This is a genomic window from Corynebacterium jeddahense (genome assembly GCF_028609865.1).
In the GTDB taxonomy this organism is placed as follows: Bacteria; Actinomycetota; Actinomycetes; order Mycobacteriales; family Mycobacteriaceae; genus Corynebacterium; species Corynebacterium jeddahense.
Genome location: NZ_CP063194.1, coordinates 2,144,020 through 2,157,128, shown reverse-complemented (window position 1 = coordinate 2,157,128; position 13,109 = coordinate 2,144,020). Strand labels below are relative to the sequence as shown.

Genomic DNA, 13,109 nt, shown 5'->3' with positions numbered 1-13,109 from the left:
GAGCGCGGGCTGGGGGAATGGTAATCTCTCCGTCCGTGAACGCTCGTAATCTCATTGCAACCGCCTGCGCAGCCGCTGTCGCCGCGGGCTCCCTCGTCGCCCCGGCGCAGGCCGAGACGCGCGTCGACCCGATTGGCAAGGAGTGCAAGGCGGCTACCGCCGCGGCGCGCCTGGGACAGCCGATCCCGAACCTGGGCAACTACGTGTTCTCCAGCAACTACAACGCCCTCGACGGCAACACGCTGCGTCTCTACAGCCCGGAGAAGTACAAGCCGTACGTGGCGCAGGCCATGGATGAGTGGGTCCAGGCGACCGGCGGGCTCGTACGCTACGAGTTTGTCAGCCAACCGGGCTACAAGGTGGTCACGGTCGAGGAAGCGAACCTGGGCACGTACATCGTGGGCCGGGTGACCGGCAATGTGAACACCATGAAGCTGCTGCTCAACCCGGACATCCTGCGCAACGGCTACGTCAGCAGTCTCGTCATGACCTCGGCGCACGAGCTCGGCCACGCCATGGGCCTGGCCCACTCCTGCGACGGTGCGCTGATGAAGGACGGCACGAGCCGCGGCAAGGGCGCGAATTCGCCGCAGGCGCTTGACGTCCAGGTGCTCATCCAGGCGAACAACCTGCGCGAGGTGGCGAGCCGCCCGACGCCGACGTCGAAGCCCGCCGGCAGCAACGTCATCGAGGTCGCCGGCGACCACAACGCCACCACCGTCGTCCTCCAGCCCACCGTGGCCACAACGACCACGGCGACCACCCAGGCGCCGCAGCCGGAGTTCACCATCGTGTGGCCGCCGCGCGAGCAGCCCACCCCCATCGACACCACCATCTCCGTGGCGCCGAAGCCGGCGGAGCCGACGCCCGAGCAGCCGAAGCGCGTCAACCCGCTCGCGGTGATCCTGCCCATCGCTGTGTTCGGGCTCTCCGTGCTCGGCGCGGCGGGGTGGGCGTACCTCAACCACCTGGTGTAGGTGAAATGGATTGAGGTCAGATTTGTCCTCAATCCTTTTTGGGCACACCCACCCCCAAAACACCACAAGCCGGGCCCGCTATCCACAGCGGCCCGGCTTGAGTCGTCGAGAAGCGAATTAGTTCTCGGTCTTCGTTTCCTTCTCCTCGGTGAGGCCCTCGCGGGAGTTGTCGCCCACGCGCTCAAACGCGTCGAGGGAGGCCTGGAGGATGGCCTCCGCCTCGGCCTTGTCGCCCCAGCCGGAGCCGGTCACGGACTTGCCAGGCTCGAGGTCCTTGTAGTGGACGAAGAAGTGCTCGATCTCGTCCTTGACAAAGTCTGAGACGTCGGAGATGTCCTGGTAGGACTCGTAGCGCACGTCGTCGATGACGCAGAGCAGCTTGTCGTCGCCGCCGGCCTCGTCGGTCATCTTGAACACGCCGATCGGGCGCGCGATCACGGTCACGCCCGGGAAGACGGGCTCCGGGGTGATCACGAGCGCGTCGAGCGGGTCGCCGTCGTCGGCGAGGGTGTTGTCGATGAAGCCGTAGTCCGCCGGGTACGCCATCGGGGTGAACAGGTAGCGGTCGAGGAAGACCTTGCCGGTCTCGTGGTCGACCTCGTACTTGTTGCGCGAGCCCTTCGGGATCTCGATGATGACCTCAATAGCCATTGCTGCTCCTTTGATCGGTTGTTGTCCGCCAAACATCATACGTGGGCTACCATTTTGGCCGATGAAGGTATGGACATGGGCCGCAGGCGCGCTCGCCCTCGCGGCGGTCGGCGGCGTCGCGGGCTTCGGCATCGCCGCGCACGAGCAGCTCGGCGAGATCACGCACGCCCCGCCGTTCGAGCTCCAGGCCGCGCCGTCCGCGCTCGTCCCCGCGGAGCCGTCGCGTATCGACGACACTTCGCTCACCAACGCCCTCACCACCCTCGGCGCGAACCCCGCTCTGGGCACGTACGGCGCCCGCGTGTCGCGGGCGAGCGACGGCGCGACCGTCTTCGAGCACGCCCCCGGCGATGCGCTGCGCCCGGCGAGCGTGACCAAGGTGCTTACCGCATCGGCGGCCCTGCTCTCGCTCGGCGCGCAGGACCGCGTGACCACGCAGGTGGTGCGCGGCGCGGATCCGGCCGAGGTGACCATCAAGGCCGCCGGCGACGTCTGGCTCGACGCCGACGCCCTCGACGACCTGGCGACGCAGATCGGCCATGCTGACCGCGTACTCATCGACACGTCCGTCTGGGATGGCATGGAGGAGATGCTGCCGGGCTGGAACCCGCTCGACATCGACGGCGGCTTCGTCGCGCCCCTCCAGCCCGCGATGCTCTCGGGCGGGCGCCTCAACGGGGAGACCACAGGCGACGTGCCCCGCTCCCACACCCCGGCACTCGACGTGGCGCAGGCGCTCGCGAACCGCGTCGGCGCCACCGAGGTAGGCGTGGGCACCGCGCCCGCGGACGGCCAGGTCGCCGCCGCCGTGGAATCGCCGACGCTCGCCGAGCGCCTGGAAATGATGATGAAGCACTCCGACAACGTCTACGCCGAGGCGATCGGGCGCGAGGTGGCGCTCAAACGCGGGACGAAGGACGCCCCGGGCGCGGCCCTGTCCGTGCTCGCCGAGCGCGGCTTCGACACCGCCGGCGTCACCCTCGTGGACAACTCCGGCCTGTCCACCGACGACCGCATCCCCGCCCAGCTCCTCGACGCGCTCATGCTCGACGCCACCACGAAGCCCGAGCTGCGCCCGCTGCTCGCCGCCCTGCCCGTCGCCGCCGCCGACGGCACGCTCGCGGACCGCTACGGGGACCTCCCCGGCCGCGGCTGGGTGCGCGCGAAGACGGGCACCCTCGACAACACCGCCTCGCTCGCCGGCACCGTGACCAGCGTGAACGGGAACGTCTACACGTTCGCGGTGATCTGCAACGACGCCGACGTGCTCGCCGCGCGCCGGGCCATGGACGAGCTCACCTCCGCACTGCGCGACTACTGATGGACCCGTTCTGGCCCCGCCGCTCCCCGCACTTTCTTGCTTGTCGACGAGCCGTCCGGTCCTTCAACGGCCCAGCAGTGGTTGGCCTCTCAGGCGGGCCCGACTCCTTGGTGCTGGCAGCCGCGGCCGCCGCCGAGGGGAAGGACGCGCTCTGCGTGGTGGTGGACCACGGGCTGCAACCTGGTTCGGCCGAGGTTGCCGAGCGGGCGGCACAGGCAGCTACATCGTTCGGGCTGGCCGCGGAGGTGGTCCGTGTCGAGGTCGGCGCCGGCAACGTGGAGGCCGCCGCCCGCAGCGCCAGGTACGACGCGCTGCTCGCGTACGGGCGAGACGTGTGGGTCGCCCACACTGCCGACGACCAGGCCGAGACGCTCCTCCTCGGCGCCCTGCGCGGCAACCCGTCCGGGATGAGCGCGAGAAATGGCAGAATCGTCCGGCCGTTCTTGGGCATCCGCCGCGCCGACACTGTGGGCGCGTGCGAGGAGCTGGGGTTAGAACCCTGGCACGACCCGATGAACGCCGACCCCACCTTCCGGCGTGTGGCACTACGGAAGCAGGTGGTGCCCCTGCTCAGCGAGCTGCTCGGCGGCGACGCCGTTCCCGCCCTCGCCGCCACCGCGGACCGGATTGCGGCGGACCAGGCGTTGATTGCGTCGCTGACGGACCTGGCGCCGACCACCTCCTGCGCGGAGCTTGAGGGGGATGCGGGGCCGGTCCGGAGGCGTCGATTAGCAGCGTGGCTCCTGAGCGAGGGCGTGCCGGTGCAAGGCGACCAGCTCGACGCGGTGGAAGCCTTGGTCGTCGATTGGCATGGGCAAGGGCCCGTCGCCGCCGCGGGCGGGCGGGCCGTGGTGCGCGAGGGCGAACGACTGGCTATTTTAAGACCCTAGGTGCGAGAAGTTGGGAGCAAAATGACTCAGGGGGAGATCCGGTATCCGGATTACATGAAGTTCAAGCAGCAACGCCAAGAGATAAATACTGCGATGATGGCTTTGCTCGCCGGGTCGCAACTTGCGGCTAATACACTTACCCTCACTGCGGGGGCGGATCGGACGCTCAGAGAAATTTTCCCGCGCGTAAGTCACATCGAGAGATTCAACCTTCGATCCGATGTCGCGCAACTGAACCTCCAACAGGCGGAAGCTCACCTTGCACACATCGGAATTCCGTATGTGCTCGCACTGCAGGAGGCGTACGTCAAATCCGTCCTCGATCTGCTTCGGCAGGACGGGAGGACGATTACCGATTCGAGTGGAGCTGTCGACCCACCCGTGAAGATGGTCAACATGCACGAGGTTTTTATGGCTTCGTGTGGAATCAGTTCCCTTCCGGGGCCATTGGGCATGTTAGAACTGTTTCACGTTCTACGCCTTATTCGAAATTGCATCATTCACAGCAACGGAAGCTTCAACCAGACACTGCAAAGCGCCTTGAACGGGTTGTCGACGGAGGCGGCGAACTATTGGGAGAAAGTGACCGGACAACAGCCAGCCAGTGTTTTAGGGGTAAACGGTGAATTGGCGCTTAACTCTGGGGAACTCGTATTGAGTTTTGGTGTGAATAAGTCGCTGGCTCTTAGTCTCAATTCGTCTTTAGCCACTGCGTTATCCGCCGGAAAATGGGCAGAAATCGCAGTAGAGCATTTCCAAGGAACTTCCACCGCGGCTAAAAATTCAAGTAGCTGGGCTCGTTCGTTGCGTGGATTCGCGCGCCACAACTACGGGCCAGTGCAGCTCTCTTCAGAACAGCTGCACATCGCTGCGATGAATCTCGGCTACTGGACGATTTCGTATTGGGAATAGCAAAGAGGGGCTCTGCCACTGAGCTACACCACTTTCGTGGGCCGGGAATCGAACCCGAGTCTCCCTCTTTCGTGGAAATCTTGGTCACGAACCATCGGAGTCTGTCTCGGAAATCCTAGGGCCTATCCTCGCACGTTATTACAAACTTTGCAATAACAGAATCGAGAACTGCCCAAACCCCGCAGGTGGTTGTACCTTCTCGCGGGCAGGTGGCAAGATGTGGAAGTTACGCGCACGTGAAGGCGAATCTTAGGCGAGAGGGAAGGGCCAGCCCATGACCGAGTTGCACGACACCAAGGACTTCAACGTTCCGCCGCACCGCTATGGCGACGACGTGGAAGCGATTCTGATCAGTGAAGATGAGCTGCAGAACCGCATCCAGGAGCTGGCGGACATGGTCTCGGAGAAGTACCGGGACACGGAGGAAGACCTCATCTTGGTGTGCGTGCTCAAGGGCGCGGTGTTCTTCCTCACCGACTTCGCCCGCAAGCTGTCCATCCCGGCGGAGATGGAATTCATGGCGGTGTCGTCGTACGGCAACTCCACGACGAGCTCCGGGGTAGTGCGCATCCTGAAAGACCTGGACAAGGAGATCGCCGGCCGCGACGTGCTCGTCGTCGAGGACATCATCGATTCGGGCCTGACGCTGTCCTGGCTGCTGCGCAACCTGCGGAACCGGAACCCGAAGAGCCTCGAGGTCGTTACCCTTCTGCGTAAACCGGACGTGCAGACCGCGCAGATCGAGCTCCTCGACATCGGCTTCGACATCCCGAACGAGTTCGTCATCGGCTACGGCCTGGACTACGCGGAGCGCTACCGGGATCTGCCGTACGTGGGCACGCTCCACCCGCGCGTGTACACGGAAGCCGAGTAAATAGAACACAGGTTTATGAGCAAAAATAAAAACGTCATGCGGTGGGGCCTCATCGGCGCCATCGCACTCATCGTCCTCTACCTGCTCACGCTGATCGGGGACGATTCCCGCGCCTACCAGAGCGTGGACACCTCCGTGGCTATGGAGCAGCTGCACAACCACAACGCGAAGGAAGTGCAGATCGACGACCGCGAGCAGCGGGTCCGCATCGACCTGCGCGAGCCGATCTCCGTCGACGAGCGCGAAAACATCGAGTCCATCTCGGCGCAGTACCCCGCGCGGACCGCGCCGGAGATTTTCGACGCCGTCCGGGAAGCCGAGCCGGACAAGTACAAGACGAACGTGACGCAGGACTCGTTCCTCATGTCGATGCTCGGCTTCATGCTGCCGATGATCCTGGTCTTCGGCCTGCTGTCCTACTTCATGTACCGCATGCAGACCAGCGGCGGCGGCCCGTTCGGCATCGGCGGGTCGAGGGCGAAGCAGCTGACCAAGGACAACCCGACGAACACGTTCGCCGACGTCGCCGGCGCCGACGAGGCGGTGGACGAGCTGCAGGAGGTCGTCGACTTCCTCACCGACCCGGGCATCTACGAGAAACTCGGCGCGAAGATCCCGCGCGGCGTGCTGCTCTACGGCCCGCCCGGCACCGGTAAGACGCTGCTCGCGCGCGCCGTCGCGGGCGAGGCGGGCGTGCCGTTCTACTCCATCTCCGGCTCGGACTTCGTGGAGATGTTCGTCGGCGTCGGCGCCTCCCGCGTGCGCGACCTGTTCAAGCAGGCCCGCGAGAACAGCCCCTGCATCATCTTCGTCGACGAGATCGACGCCGTGGGCCGCCAGCGCGGCTCCGGCATGGGCGGCGGCCACGACGAGCGCGAGCAGACCCTCAACCAGCTCCTCGTGGAGATGGACGGCTTCACTGGCCGCGAGGGCGTGATCCTCATCGCGGCGACAAACCGCCCGGACATCCTCGACCCGGCGCTGCTGCGCCCCGGCCGCTTCGACCGCCAGATCCCGGTGACCAACCCGGACCTCGCCGGCCGCGCCCAGATTCTCAAGGTCCACGCGAAGGACAAGCCGCTGGCAAAGGACGTCTCGCTCGACTCCCTGGCCAAGCGCACCGCCGGCATGTCCGGCGCAGACCTCGCCAACGTGCTCAACGAGGCGGCGCTGCTCACCGCCCGCATCGGCGGCAACGTCATCACCGCGGACGCGCTCGAGGAGGCGACGGACCGCGTCATCGGCGGCCCGCGCCGCTCCACGAAGATCATCTCCGAGCACGAGAAGAAGGTCACCGCCTACCACGAGGGTGGCCACACCCTGGCTGCCTGGGCGCTCAAGGACATCGAGCGCGTGTACAAGGTGACCATCCTCGCGCGCGGGCGCACCGGCGGCTTCTCCATGACCGCCGACGAGGACGACAAGGGCATGTACACCCGCGACGAGCTCTTCGCGCGCATGGTCTTCGCCATGGGCGGGCGCTCGGCGGAGGAGCTCGTCTTCGGCGCGCCGACCACCGGCGCGTCCAACGACATCGAGCAGGCGACGAAGATCGCCCGCGCTATGGTCACCGAGTACGGCATGACCTCCTCGCTCGGCCCCGTGAAGTACGGCCAGGAGCAAGGCGACCCGTTCGCCGGCATGGGCGGCGGCGGCACGCTCGAGTACTCGCCGGCCGTCGCGGCGAAAATTGACGAGGAAATGCAGCTGCTTCTCGACGAAGCCCACAAGGTCGCCTACGCCACCCTCGAGAAGTACCGCGACCAGCTCGACCTGCTCGCCTCGAAGCTGCTGGAAAAGGAGACGCTGCGCCGCGGCGACCTCGAAGCGATCTTCGAGGGCGTCGAGCCGGAGCGCCCGGCGCTGCCCGCGCACGACGCCCGCTTCCACCGCCAAGACGGCCGCGAGCCGGTGAAGACGCCGGTGGAGCTGGCCAAGGAGCGCGGTGAGGAGCCGCCGAAGCACTTCTCCATCCTCGAGGCGTCGAAAGCCACGCGCGAGCGCCGCCGCCGGGAGCGCGAGGGCAACCAGAACCAGCCGGGGTCGTCGCGCTGGCAGCCGCCGGCGGGTTCGGCCCCGCAGTACGGCGGGCCGAAGCCGCCGGAGGGCTGGACCTACACGGGCGGGCCCGCCGGCCAGACGCAGCCCGCACAGCCCCCGCAGCCCGCGCAGCCGCAGCCCCAGCAGCCCCAGCAGCACCCGGGCGCGCAGCACTACCCGGCGCAGCCCCCGGCGGGCCAGACCGAGGAGATCGGCTTCCGCCTGCCCGAAAACGAGCGCCCGGACCACCCGGCGCGCGGCGACGAGCCGGAGACGACGCCGGCGAACCCGGAATCGGAGACGACGCAGCTGCCACGCGAGCCGCGGGAGCCGAGGCATAGGAGGGGCGAGGATGACTAACGCGAGCTTCGACCGCGAGCGCGCCGAGGCCGCCGTGCGCGAGCTGCTCATCGCGGTGGGCGAGGACCCGGACCGTGAGGGGCTCGTCGAGACGCCGGCGCGCGTCGCACGGGCCTACGAGGAGGTCTTCGCGGGCCTGCGGGAGGACCCGAAGCTGCACCTGGAAAAGTCGTTCGCGGAGAACCACCGCGAGCTCGTGCTCGTGCGCGACATCCCGATCTACTCCACGTGCGAGCACCACCTCGTGCCGTTCTACGGGGTGGCGCATATCGGCTACATCCCGGGGCCGGAGGGCAAGGTGACCGGCCTGTCAAAGCTGGCGCGGCTCGCCGACATGTACGCGAAGCGCCCGCAGGTCCAGGAGCGGTTGACGGCGCAGATTGCGGACGCGATCGTCGAGAAGCTGGATGCGTCTGCGGTTATCGTGGTCATCGAGTGCGAGCACCTGTGCATGGCGATGCGCGGGATCCGCAAGCCCGGCGCGACGACGACGACGTCGGCGGTGCGCGGCGGGTTCGAGCGGAACGCGGCTTCGCGCGCGGAAGTCCTCAGCCTGATTAGGGGGTAGCGATGACGACGGTGGCCGATCTGACGGTGCCCGGCCGCACGGCCGTGATGGGCATTGTCAACGTCACGGAGGATTCTTTCTCGGACGGCGGGAAGTGGCTCGCGGCCGACGACGCGATCGCGCACGCCCACGAGCTCGTGCGCCTCGGCGCGGACATCATCGACGTCGGCGCCGAGTCGACCCGCCCGGGCGCCACGCGGGTGCCGGCGGAGCTTGAAGCCGAGCGCATCCGCCCGGTCATCCGGGCGCTGCACGCCGACGGCATCCGCACCTCTGTGGACACGATGCGCGCGTCGACGGCGCTCGCTGCGGCGGAGGAAGGCGTGGACCTCATCAACGACGTCTCGGGCGGCCTCGCCGACCCGGACATGTACCGCGTGATGGCGCAGACCGGGCTGCCGGTGTGCCTCATGCACTGGCGGACGACGGCGTTCGGCGACGCGGCGGGCGCGGCCGATCACGGCGGCGACGTCGTGCGCGACGTGCACGAGGTGCTGGGGGCGCTCGTGGACAACGCGCTCGCTGCGGGCGTGGCGCACGACCAGATCACGCTCGACCCGGGCCTCGGCTTCGCCAAGACCGCGGCCGACAACTGGGCGCTGCTCAACGCGCTGCCGGAGTTTATCGGCGGGGAGTTCCCGGTGCTCGTGGGCGCGAGCCGCAAGCGCTTCCTCACCGAGATCCGCGCGGACCGCGGGCTCGAGCACTCGCCGCTCGACGCTGACCCGGCGACCGCCGCCGTCACCGCGCTGTCCGCCCACCTGGGCGCCTGGTGCGTGCGGGTGCACGAGGTGGCCGTCTCGCGCGACGCGGTGGACGTCGCGCAGCGGTGGAGGGCCGGGCGCGATGGCTGACCGCATCGAGCTCAAGGGGCTCGCCTTCCACGCGAACCACGGCGTGCTCCCGCACGAGACGGAGTACGGCCAGGCGTTCTCGCTGGACATCACGTGCTGGCTCGAGTTCCCCGGCGACGACGACCTCGCGGGCACCGTGAACTACGCTGAGCTCGCCGAGCTGGCCCTCGGAATCGCCACCGGCACGCCGCGCCAGCTCATTGAGACGGTCGCGTCCGAGATCGCCGAGGCCGCGATGGTCGCCTACAGTCTGCTCCACGCCGTGGAGGTCACCTTGCACAAGCCGCACGCCCCGATCCCGGCCGTGTTCGAGGACGTCGCCGTGGTGGCGCGGCGCTCGAGGAAGCGGGGGTAGGCGATGCGCGCGGTGCTCTCGGCAGGCTCGAACATGGGCGACGCGCGCGCCCACCTGCGCAGCGTCGTCGACGAGTTCGCGGGCGAGACCGTCGCCGTGAGCTCGGTCTACGCCACCGCGCCGTGGGGCAAGACGGACCAGCCGGACTTTCTCAACCAGAGCTTGCTTGTCGACGTCGACGCGTCCCCGCACGAGCTCCTCGCCCGGTGCCAGCGCCTAGAGCAGGCCGCCCACCGCGTGCGCGAGGAGCGCTGGGGTCCGCGCACCCTCGACGTGGACGTCGTCTGGATCGACGGCTACACCTCCGACGACCCGGAGCTCACCGTGCCGCACCCGCGGGCGCACCTGCGCAGGTTCGTGCTCGAGCCGTGGCTGGAGATGGACCCGGGCGCGGAGCTCCGTGGGGCGTCGATACGCAACCTGCTCGCGGACCTCGACGGCCAGGGGGTGCGCAAGCTGTGAGGCGCACGCCGATCGACGGGCTCATCGCCGCCGCCGGGTTCAGCGCCGCGGCCGCGCTCATCCTCGTGCGCCGCTTCTACGGCGCGCTCGCGTCGCTGGATCTCGTGGTGCCGCTGTCGCTGTGGGTGATCGCGGTGGTGGCCGGGTGGATCGCCTGGGTGGTCAAGCGGCGCCGCGAGGAGGGGCGCGTGGGGCTGGACCGCAGCCAGCTCAACCCGGTGACGGTGGCGAACTGCATGGTCTTCGGCAAGGCGTGCGCGTGGGCGGGCGCGGTGTGCGGCGGCGCGTACGCCGGCGCGCTCATGTACACCCTGCGCAAACTGCACGTCCTCGACGCCGCGGCGGGCGACGTCGGGCCGCTCACCGCGGGCGCGCTCGGGGGGCTCGCGCTGTGCGTGGCGGGGCTGGTGCTGGAGAAGATGTGCGAAGTGTCGCCACCGAATGAGGGGCAGGGTGTTAGCTAGAGTGTTGGGCATGAGTGCCCAGAAACCGTCCCGTGACACCGCAAACCTGTGGGTTTACGTGCCGTTTGTCGCGGCGGTGATCGGCACCGTGGTCATGCTGTTCACCAACTCCGCCAACGCGCTGAAGGTCGCGCTCATCTTTGCGCTCTGGGCGGGCGCGGCCGGCATCCTTCTCAACTCGAAGGTGCGCCGGGACCGCGACGCCGCCGAGGACGAGGCGCGGGCGGCCGAGCAGCGCGCCCGAGAGCAGGAGGAGCGCCACCGCGCCGAGCTGCAGGCGGCCCCCGCGGCGCCGGCCGCCCCGGCGGTGGACGTCGAGGCGCTGCGCGAGCTGCAGGACCAGATCCAGGCGCTGCGCAACCAGCTCGAGGAGCTCTCCGGCCGCGTCTTCGAGTACGAGCCGGCCGCCGTGCGCGCGTCGGCCCGGCGCATCTCGGAGCTCGAGGCGGTGCAGGAACCGAAGCAGGAGCCGGCGCCGGCACCCGAACCGGCCCCGGAACCCGAACCCGCGCAGCCTGAACCGAAGCCCGCCACGGAGTCCGCGCCCGCCCCGAAGCCGGGCCCGTCCTCCGACGACACCGTCGTGATCACCAGGGTGCGCCCCGCCCGCCCGACCGGCGCGCCGAGCTCCGACGCGATCGCCGGCCGCATTGGCGCGCAGCCGTCGTCGCGCCCGGCGCGCAACCCGCTGTCCGACCTCATCAGCGAGCGGGAGGCGGAGAAGAACCGCGCGCCGGAACCGGCCCCGGCTCCGGAACCCGCGCAGGCCCACGGGGAACACGAGGCCCCCGACGCCCCGCGCTCGGGCCGCCGCCGCCGCGACGAGCGCGGCGAGACGAGCGTCTCCGTTGCCGAGCTCCTCGCGCGCCAGGGGAAGTAGATGGCCCCGCGCCTTGCCGTGGGCGCGGTGTTCGGCCCGACGCCGCTCGCGCTCGAGTTCGAGCGCGCCGGCCACATCGTCCGCCCGGTGGACGCGGAAGCCGACCCCGGCGCGATCGCCCAAGTCGACCTCGTCCTGCTCGACGCCCCCGCCGACCAAGTGCGCCTCGCCGCCGGGCTGCTCGCGAGCCACGCCCGGCCCCGCCAGATGTTCCTCCACACCGTGCTCGAAGAGGGGCCGCAGCTCCTCGACGACGTCGAGACCGCCCAGGCGATCGTCATGTGCGCCCACAACGTCTTCGCCGACGTGTGGGTCACCTCCGCCGCGGACGAGCTCGGCGAGACGGTCGTCGGTCTCCTCGTCGCGGAGGTCGGCGGGGTGAGCATGCGTATCGACGACACCTCCCGGCCCGTCATCGCCGCCGCCCAGGAGCTGCGCGCACTGGAGAGCGTCGTCCGCGGCGACGCGTTCGAGCTCCTCGTCCAGGCCGTGCCGGACATGGAGGCCGTCGCCGCGCAGTTCCGCGACGCCCCCGCGGGCGCGCCCCGCGCCGCGACCCCGGCGCAGCTCGACGTGCTCGCGGACGCGCTGCCGGAGCCGGGCGTGCGACGCCTGCTCGTCGACCTCGAGCGCAGGCGCGGGCAGCAGCTGGGCGATACTGACACGGAACTCTGGGCGATGCAGAAGTACGAGGGAGGATAGATGGCGTTCGAACCAGGCCAGGCCGTGGTGGTCACCGACGAGGCGCTTTTGGCCACGTACGGCCGCGCGTTCCGCAAGATCGGCAAGTCCGTGGTGGTGGTGCCGCTGGGCACCGACCTCCACGCCGGGCACGTCGAGCTCATCCGGGCGGCGAAGTCGCTGCTTGGCGCGTACGTCGTGGTCACCTACTCCGGCGCGGAAGTGCCGGATGTCTTCGCCCGCGAGCACGTCGACGTCGTCTTCCACGGCGCCTTGGAGACGCGGGTGGGCGTCGACGCGGGCGTGGACCCGCTCGAGCCGGCGGAGGAGACGCAGCGCGCCGTCGCCACGATCCTCGCCGCCATCAACGCGTCGCACGCCACCGACGTCGTGCTCGGCGAGAAGGACTTTGAGGTGCTCGTGGCCGCGCAGTACGCGGTCTCCGGCCTGCGGATGGAGTGCAAGCTCCACAGCGTGCCCACGGTGCGCACCCCCGACGGCATCCCGGTGTCGAACAGGAACGCGCGTGTCGCCGTCGAGAAGCGGGAGGCCGCCCTCGCCCTGTCCGCGGCGCTCACAGCCGGGGCGCACGCCGCCGAGCGCGGGCGCGACGCCGTCCTCGAGACGGTGCGCGGGGTGCTCGCCGCCGCCGGCGTGGAGCCGGAGTACGTCGAGCTGCGCGACCTCGCCATGCGCCCCGCCCCGGACGAGGGGGACGCGCGCCTGCTCGCGGCGGTGGACCTCGGCGGGGTGCGGCTCATCGACAACGTGGGGCTCCCCCTGGGCGTCGGGTTCAAAAACATAGACAGCGAGTAGTCGG

15 protein-coding genes are annotated in these 13,109 nt (G+C 69.1%); 14 read left to right on the top strand and 1 reads right to left on the bottom strand.

Annotated features, from left to right (window positions below):
* Positions 1-35 precede the first annotated feature (35 nt).
* On the top strand, positions 36-977 hold the full coding sequence (locus tag CJEDD_RS10505; RefSeq protein WP_042407421.1) for a zinc metalloprotease: 942 nt from the start codon (positions 36-38) through the stop codon (positions 975-977).
* 117 nt (positions 978-1,094) lie between these two features.
* Here the strand turns inward: CJEDD_RS10505 and CJEDD_RS10500 are convergent, their stop codons facing one another.
* The gene (locus tag CJEDD_RS10500; protein WP_042407423.1) at positions 1,095-1,628 is read right to left on the bottom strand and encodes an inorganic diphosphatase; all 534 of its coding nucleotides are present in this window, start codon (positions 1,626-1,628) and stop codon (positions 1,095-1,097) included.
* Between the two features lie 61 nt (positions 1,629-1,689).
* Between CJEDD_RS10500 and dacB the strand changes: the two genes are divergently transcribed.
* The 13 genes from dacB to CJEDD_RS10435 all read left to right on the top strand — a co-directional run bounded on the left by dacB (position 1,690) and on the right by CJEDD_RS10435 (position 13,105).
* The gene (dacB, locus tag CJEDD_RS10495; RefSeq protein WP_042407426.1) at positions 1,690-2,949 is read left to right on the top strand and encodes a D-alanyl-D-alanine carboxypeptidase/D-alanyl-D-alanine endopeptidase; all 1,260 of its coding nucleotides are present in this window, start codon (positions 1,690-1,692) and stop codon (positions 2,947-2,949) included.
* Positions 2,949-3,839 (top strand): tRNA lysidine(34) synthetase TilS, encoded by an 891-nt coding sequence (tilS, locus tag CJEDD_RS10490; protein WP_042407429.1) that lies wholly within the window; start codon positions 2,949-2,951, stop codon positions 3,837-3,839. Before dacB ends, tilS begins: the two co-directional genes overlap by 1 nt.
* A gap of 21 nt (positions 3,840-3,860) precedes the next feature.
* Positions 3,861-4,751 (top strand): hypothetical protein, encoded by an 891-nt coding sequence (locus CJEDD_RS10485; RefSeq protein WP_042407431.1) that lies wholly within the window; start codon positions 3,861-3,863, stop codon positions 4,749-4,751.
* A gap of 274 nt (positions 4,752-5,025) precedes the next feature.
* Positions 5,026-5,625, top strand: coding sequence for a hypoxanthine phosphoribosyltransferase (gene hpt / locus CJEDD_RS10480; protein ID WP_042407433.1), 600 nt, complete (start codon positions 5,026-5,028; stop codon positions 5,623-5,625).
* A 15-nt stretch (positions 5,626-5,640) separates the two neighbouring features.
* Positions 5,641-8,025: an ATP-dependent zinc metalloprotease FtsH gene (ftsH, locus tag CJEDD_RS10475; RefSeq protein ID WP_042407436.1), complete on the top strand. Its 2,385-nt coding sequence runs from the start codon at positions 5,641-5,643 to the stop codon at positions 8,023-8,025.
* Positions 8,018-8,593, top strand: coding sequence for a GTP cyclohydrolase I FolE (gene folE / locus CJEDD_RS10470; protein ID WP_042407439.1), 576 nt, complete (start codon positions 8,018-8,020; stop codon positions 8,591-8,593). The genes ftsH and folE overlap by 8 nt, the downstream gene beginning before the upstream one ends.
* A 2-nt stretch (positions 8,594-8,595) precedes the next feature.
* On the top strand, positions 8,596-9,447 hold the full coding sequence (gene folP / locus CJEDD_RS10465) for a dihydropteroate synthase (protein ID WP_042407440.1): 852 nt from the start codon (positions 8,596-8,598) through the stop codon (positions 9,445-9,447).
* Complete coding sequence (gene folB / locus CJEDD_RS10460; RefSeq protein ID WP_042407441.1) at positions 9,440-9,802, top strand: dihydroneopterin aldolase; 363 nt, start codon at positions 9,440-9,442, stop codon at positions 9,800-9,802. The genes folP and folB overlap by 8 nt, the downstream gene beginning before the upstream one ends.
* A gap of 3 nt (positions 9,803-9,805) precedes the next feature.
* Entirely contained in the window at positions 9,806-10,264 is a 459-nt protein-coding gene (gene folK / locus CJEDD_RS10455) for a 2-amino-4-hydroxy-6-hydroxymethyldihydropteridine diphosphokinase (protein WP_042407444.1), read from the top strand.
* The gene (locus CJEDD_RS10450; protein ID WP_042407446.1) at positions 10,261-10,728 is read left to right on the top strand and encodes a DUF3180 domain-containing protein; all 468 of its coding nucleotides are present in this window, start codon (positions 10,261-10,263) and stop codon (positions 10,726-10,728) included. Before folK ends, CJEDD_RS10450 begins: the two co-directional genes overlap by 4 nt.
* 10 nt (positions 10,729-10,738) lie before the next feature.
* Positions 10,739-11,608 (top strand): DUF6779 domain-containing protein, encoded by an 870-nt coding sequence (locus tag CJEDD_RS10445; RefSeq protein WP_273657512.1) that lies wholly within the window; start codon positions 10,739-10,741, stop codon positions 11,606-11,608.
* On the top strand, positions 11,609-12,310 hold the full coding sequence (locus tag CJEDD_RS10440) for a 6PGD fold domain-containing protein (RefSeq protein ID WP_052333814.1): 702 nt from the start codon (positions 11,609-11,611) through the stop codon (positions 12,308-12,310). It begins immediately after the preceding gene.
* The gene (locus tag CJEDD_RS10435) at positions 12,311-13,105 is read left to right on the top strand and encodes a pantoate--beta-alanine ligase (protein ID WP_042407702.1); all 795 of its coding nucleotides are present in this window, start codon (positions 12,311-12,313) and stop codon (positions 13,103-13,105) included.
* Positions 13,106-13,109 lie beyond the last annotated feature (4 nt).

Bases quoted from the DNA above. Each gene is read 5' to 3' on its own strand.
- CJEDD_RS10500 (WP_042407423.1), bottom strand. From the start codon at position 1,628: ATGGCTATTGAGGTCATCATCGAGATCCCGAAGGGCTCGCGCAACAAG.
- dacB (WP_042407426.1), top strand. From the start codon at position 1,690: ATGAAGGTATGGACATGGGCCGCAGGCGCGCTCGCCCTCGCGGCGGTC.
- tilS (WP_042407429.1), top strand. From the start codon at position 2,949: ATGGACCCGTTCTGGCCCCGCCGCTCCCCGCACTTTCTTGCTTGTCGA.
- CJEDD_RS10485 (WP_042407431.1), top strand. From the start codon at position 3,861: ATGACTCAGGGGGAGATCCGGTATCCGGATTACATGAAGTTCAAGCAG.
- hpt (WP_042407433.1), top strand. From the start codon at position 5,026: ATGACCGAGTTGCACGACACCAAGGACTTCAACGTTCCGCCGCACCGC.
- ftsH (WP_042407436.1), top strand. From the start codon at position 5,641: ATGAGCAAAAATAAAAACGTCATGCGGTGGGGCCTCATCGGCGCCATC.
- folE (WP_042407439.1), top strand. From the start codon at position 8,018: ATGACTAACGCGAGCTTCGACCGCGAGCGCGCCGAGGCCGCCGTGCGC.
- folP (WP_042407440.1), top strand. From the start codon at position 8,596: ATGACGACGGTGGCCGATCTGACGGTGCCCGGCCGCACGGCCGTGATG.
- folB (WP_042407441.1), top strand. From the start codon at position 9,440: ATGGCTGACCGCATCGAGCTCAAGGGGCTCGCCTTCCACGCGAACCAC.
- folK (WP_042407444.1), top strand. From the start codon at position 9,806: ATGCGCGCGGTGCTCTCGGCAGGCTCGAACATGGGCGACGCGCGCGCC.
- CJEDD_RS10445 (WP_273657512.1), top strand. From the start codon at position 10,739: ATGAGTGCCCAGAAACCGTCCCGTGACACCGCAAACCTGTGGGTTTAC.
- CJEDD_RS10440 (WP_052333814.1), top strand. From the start codon at position 11,609: ATGGCCCCGCGCCTTGCCGTGGGCGCGGTGTTCGGCCCGACGCCGCTC.
- CJEDD_RS10435 (WP_042407702.1), top strand. From the start codon at position 12,311: ATGGCGTTCGAACCAGGCCAGGCCGTGGTGGTCACCGACGAGGCGCTT.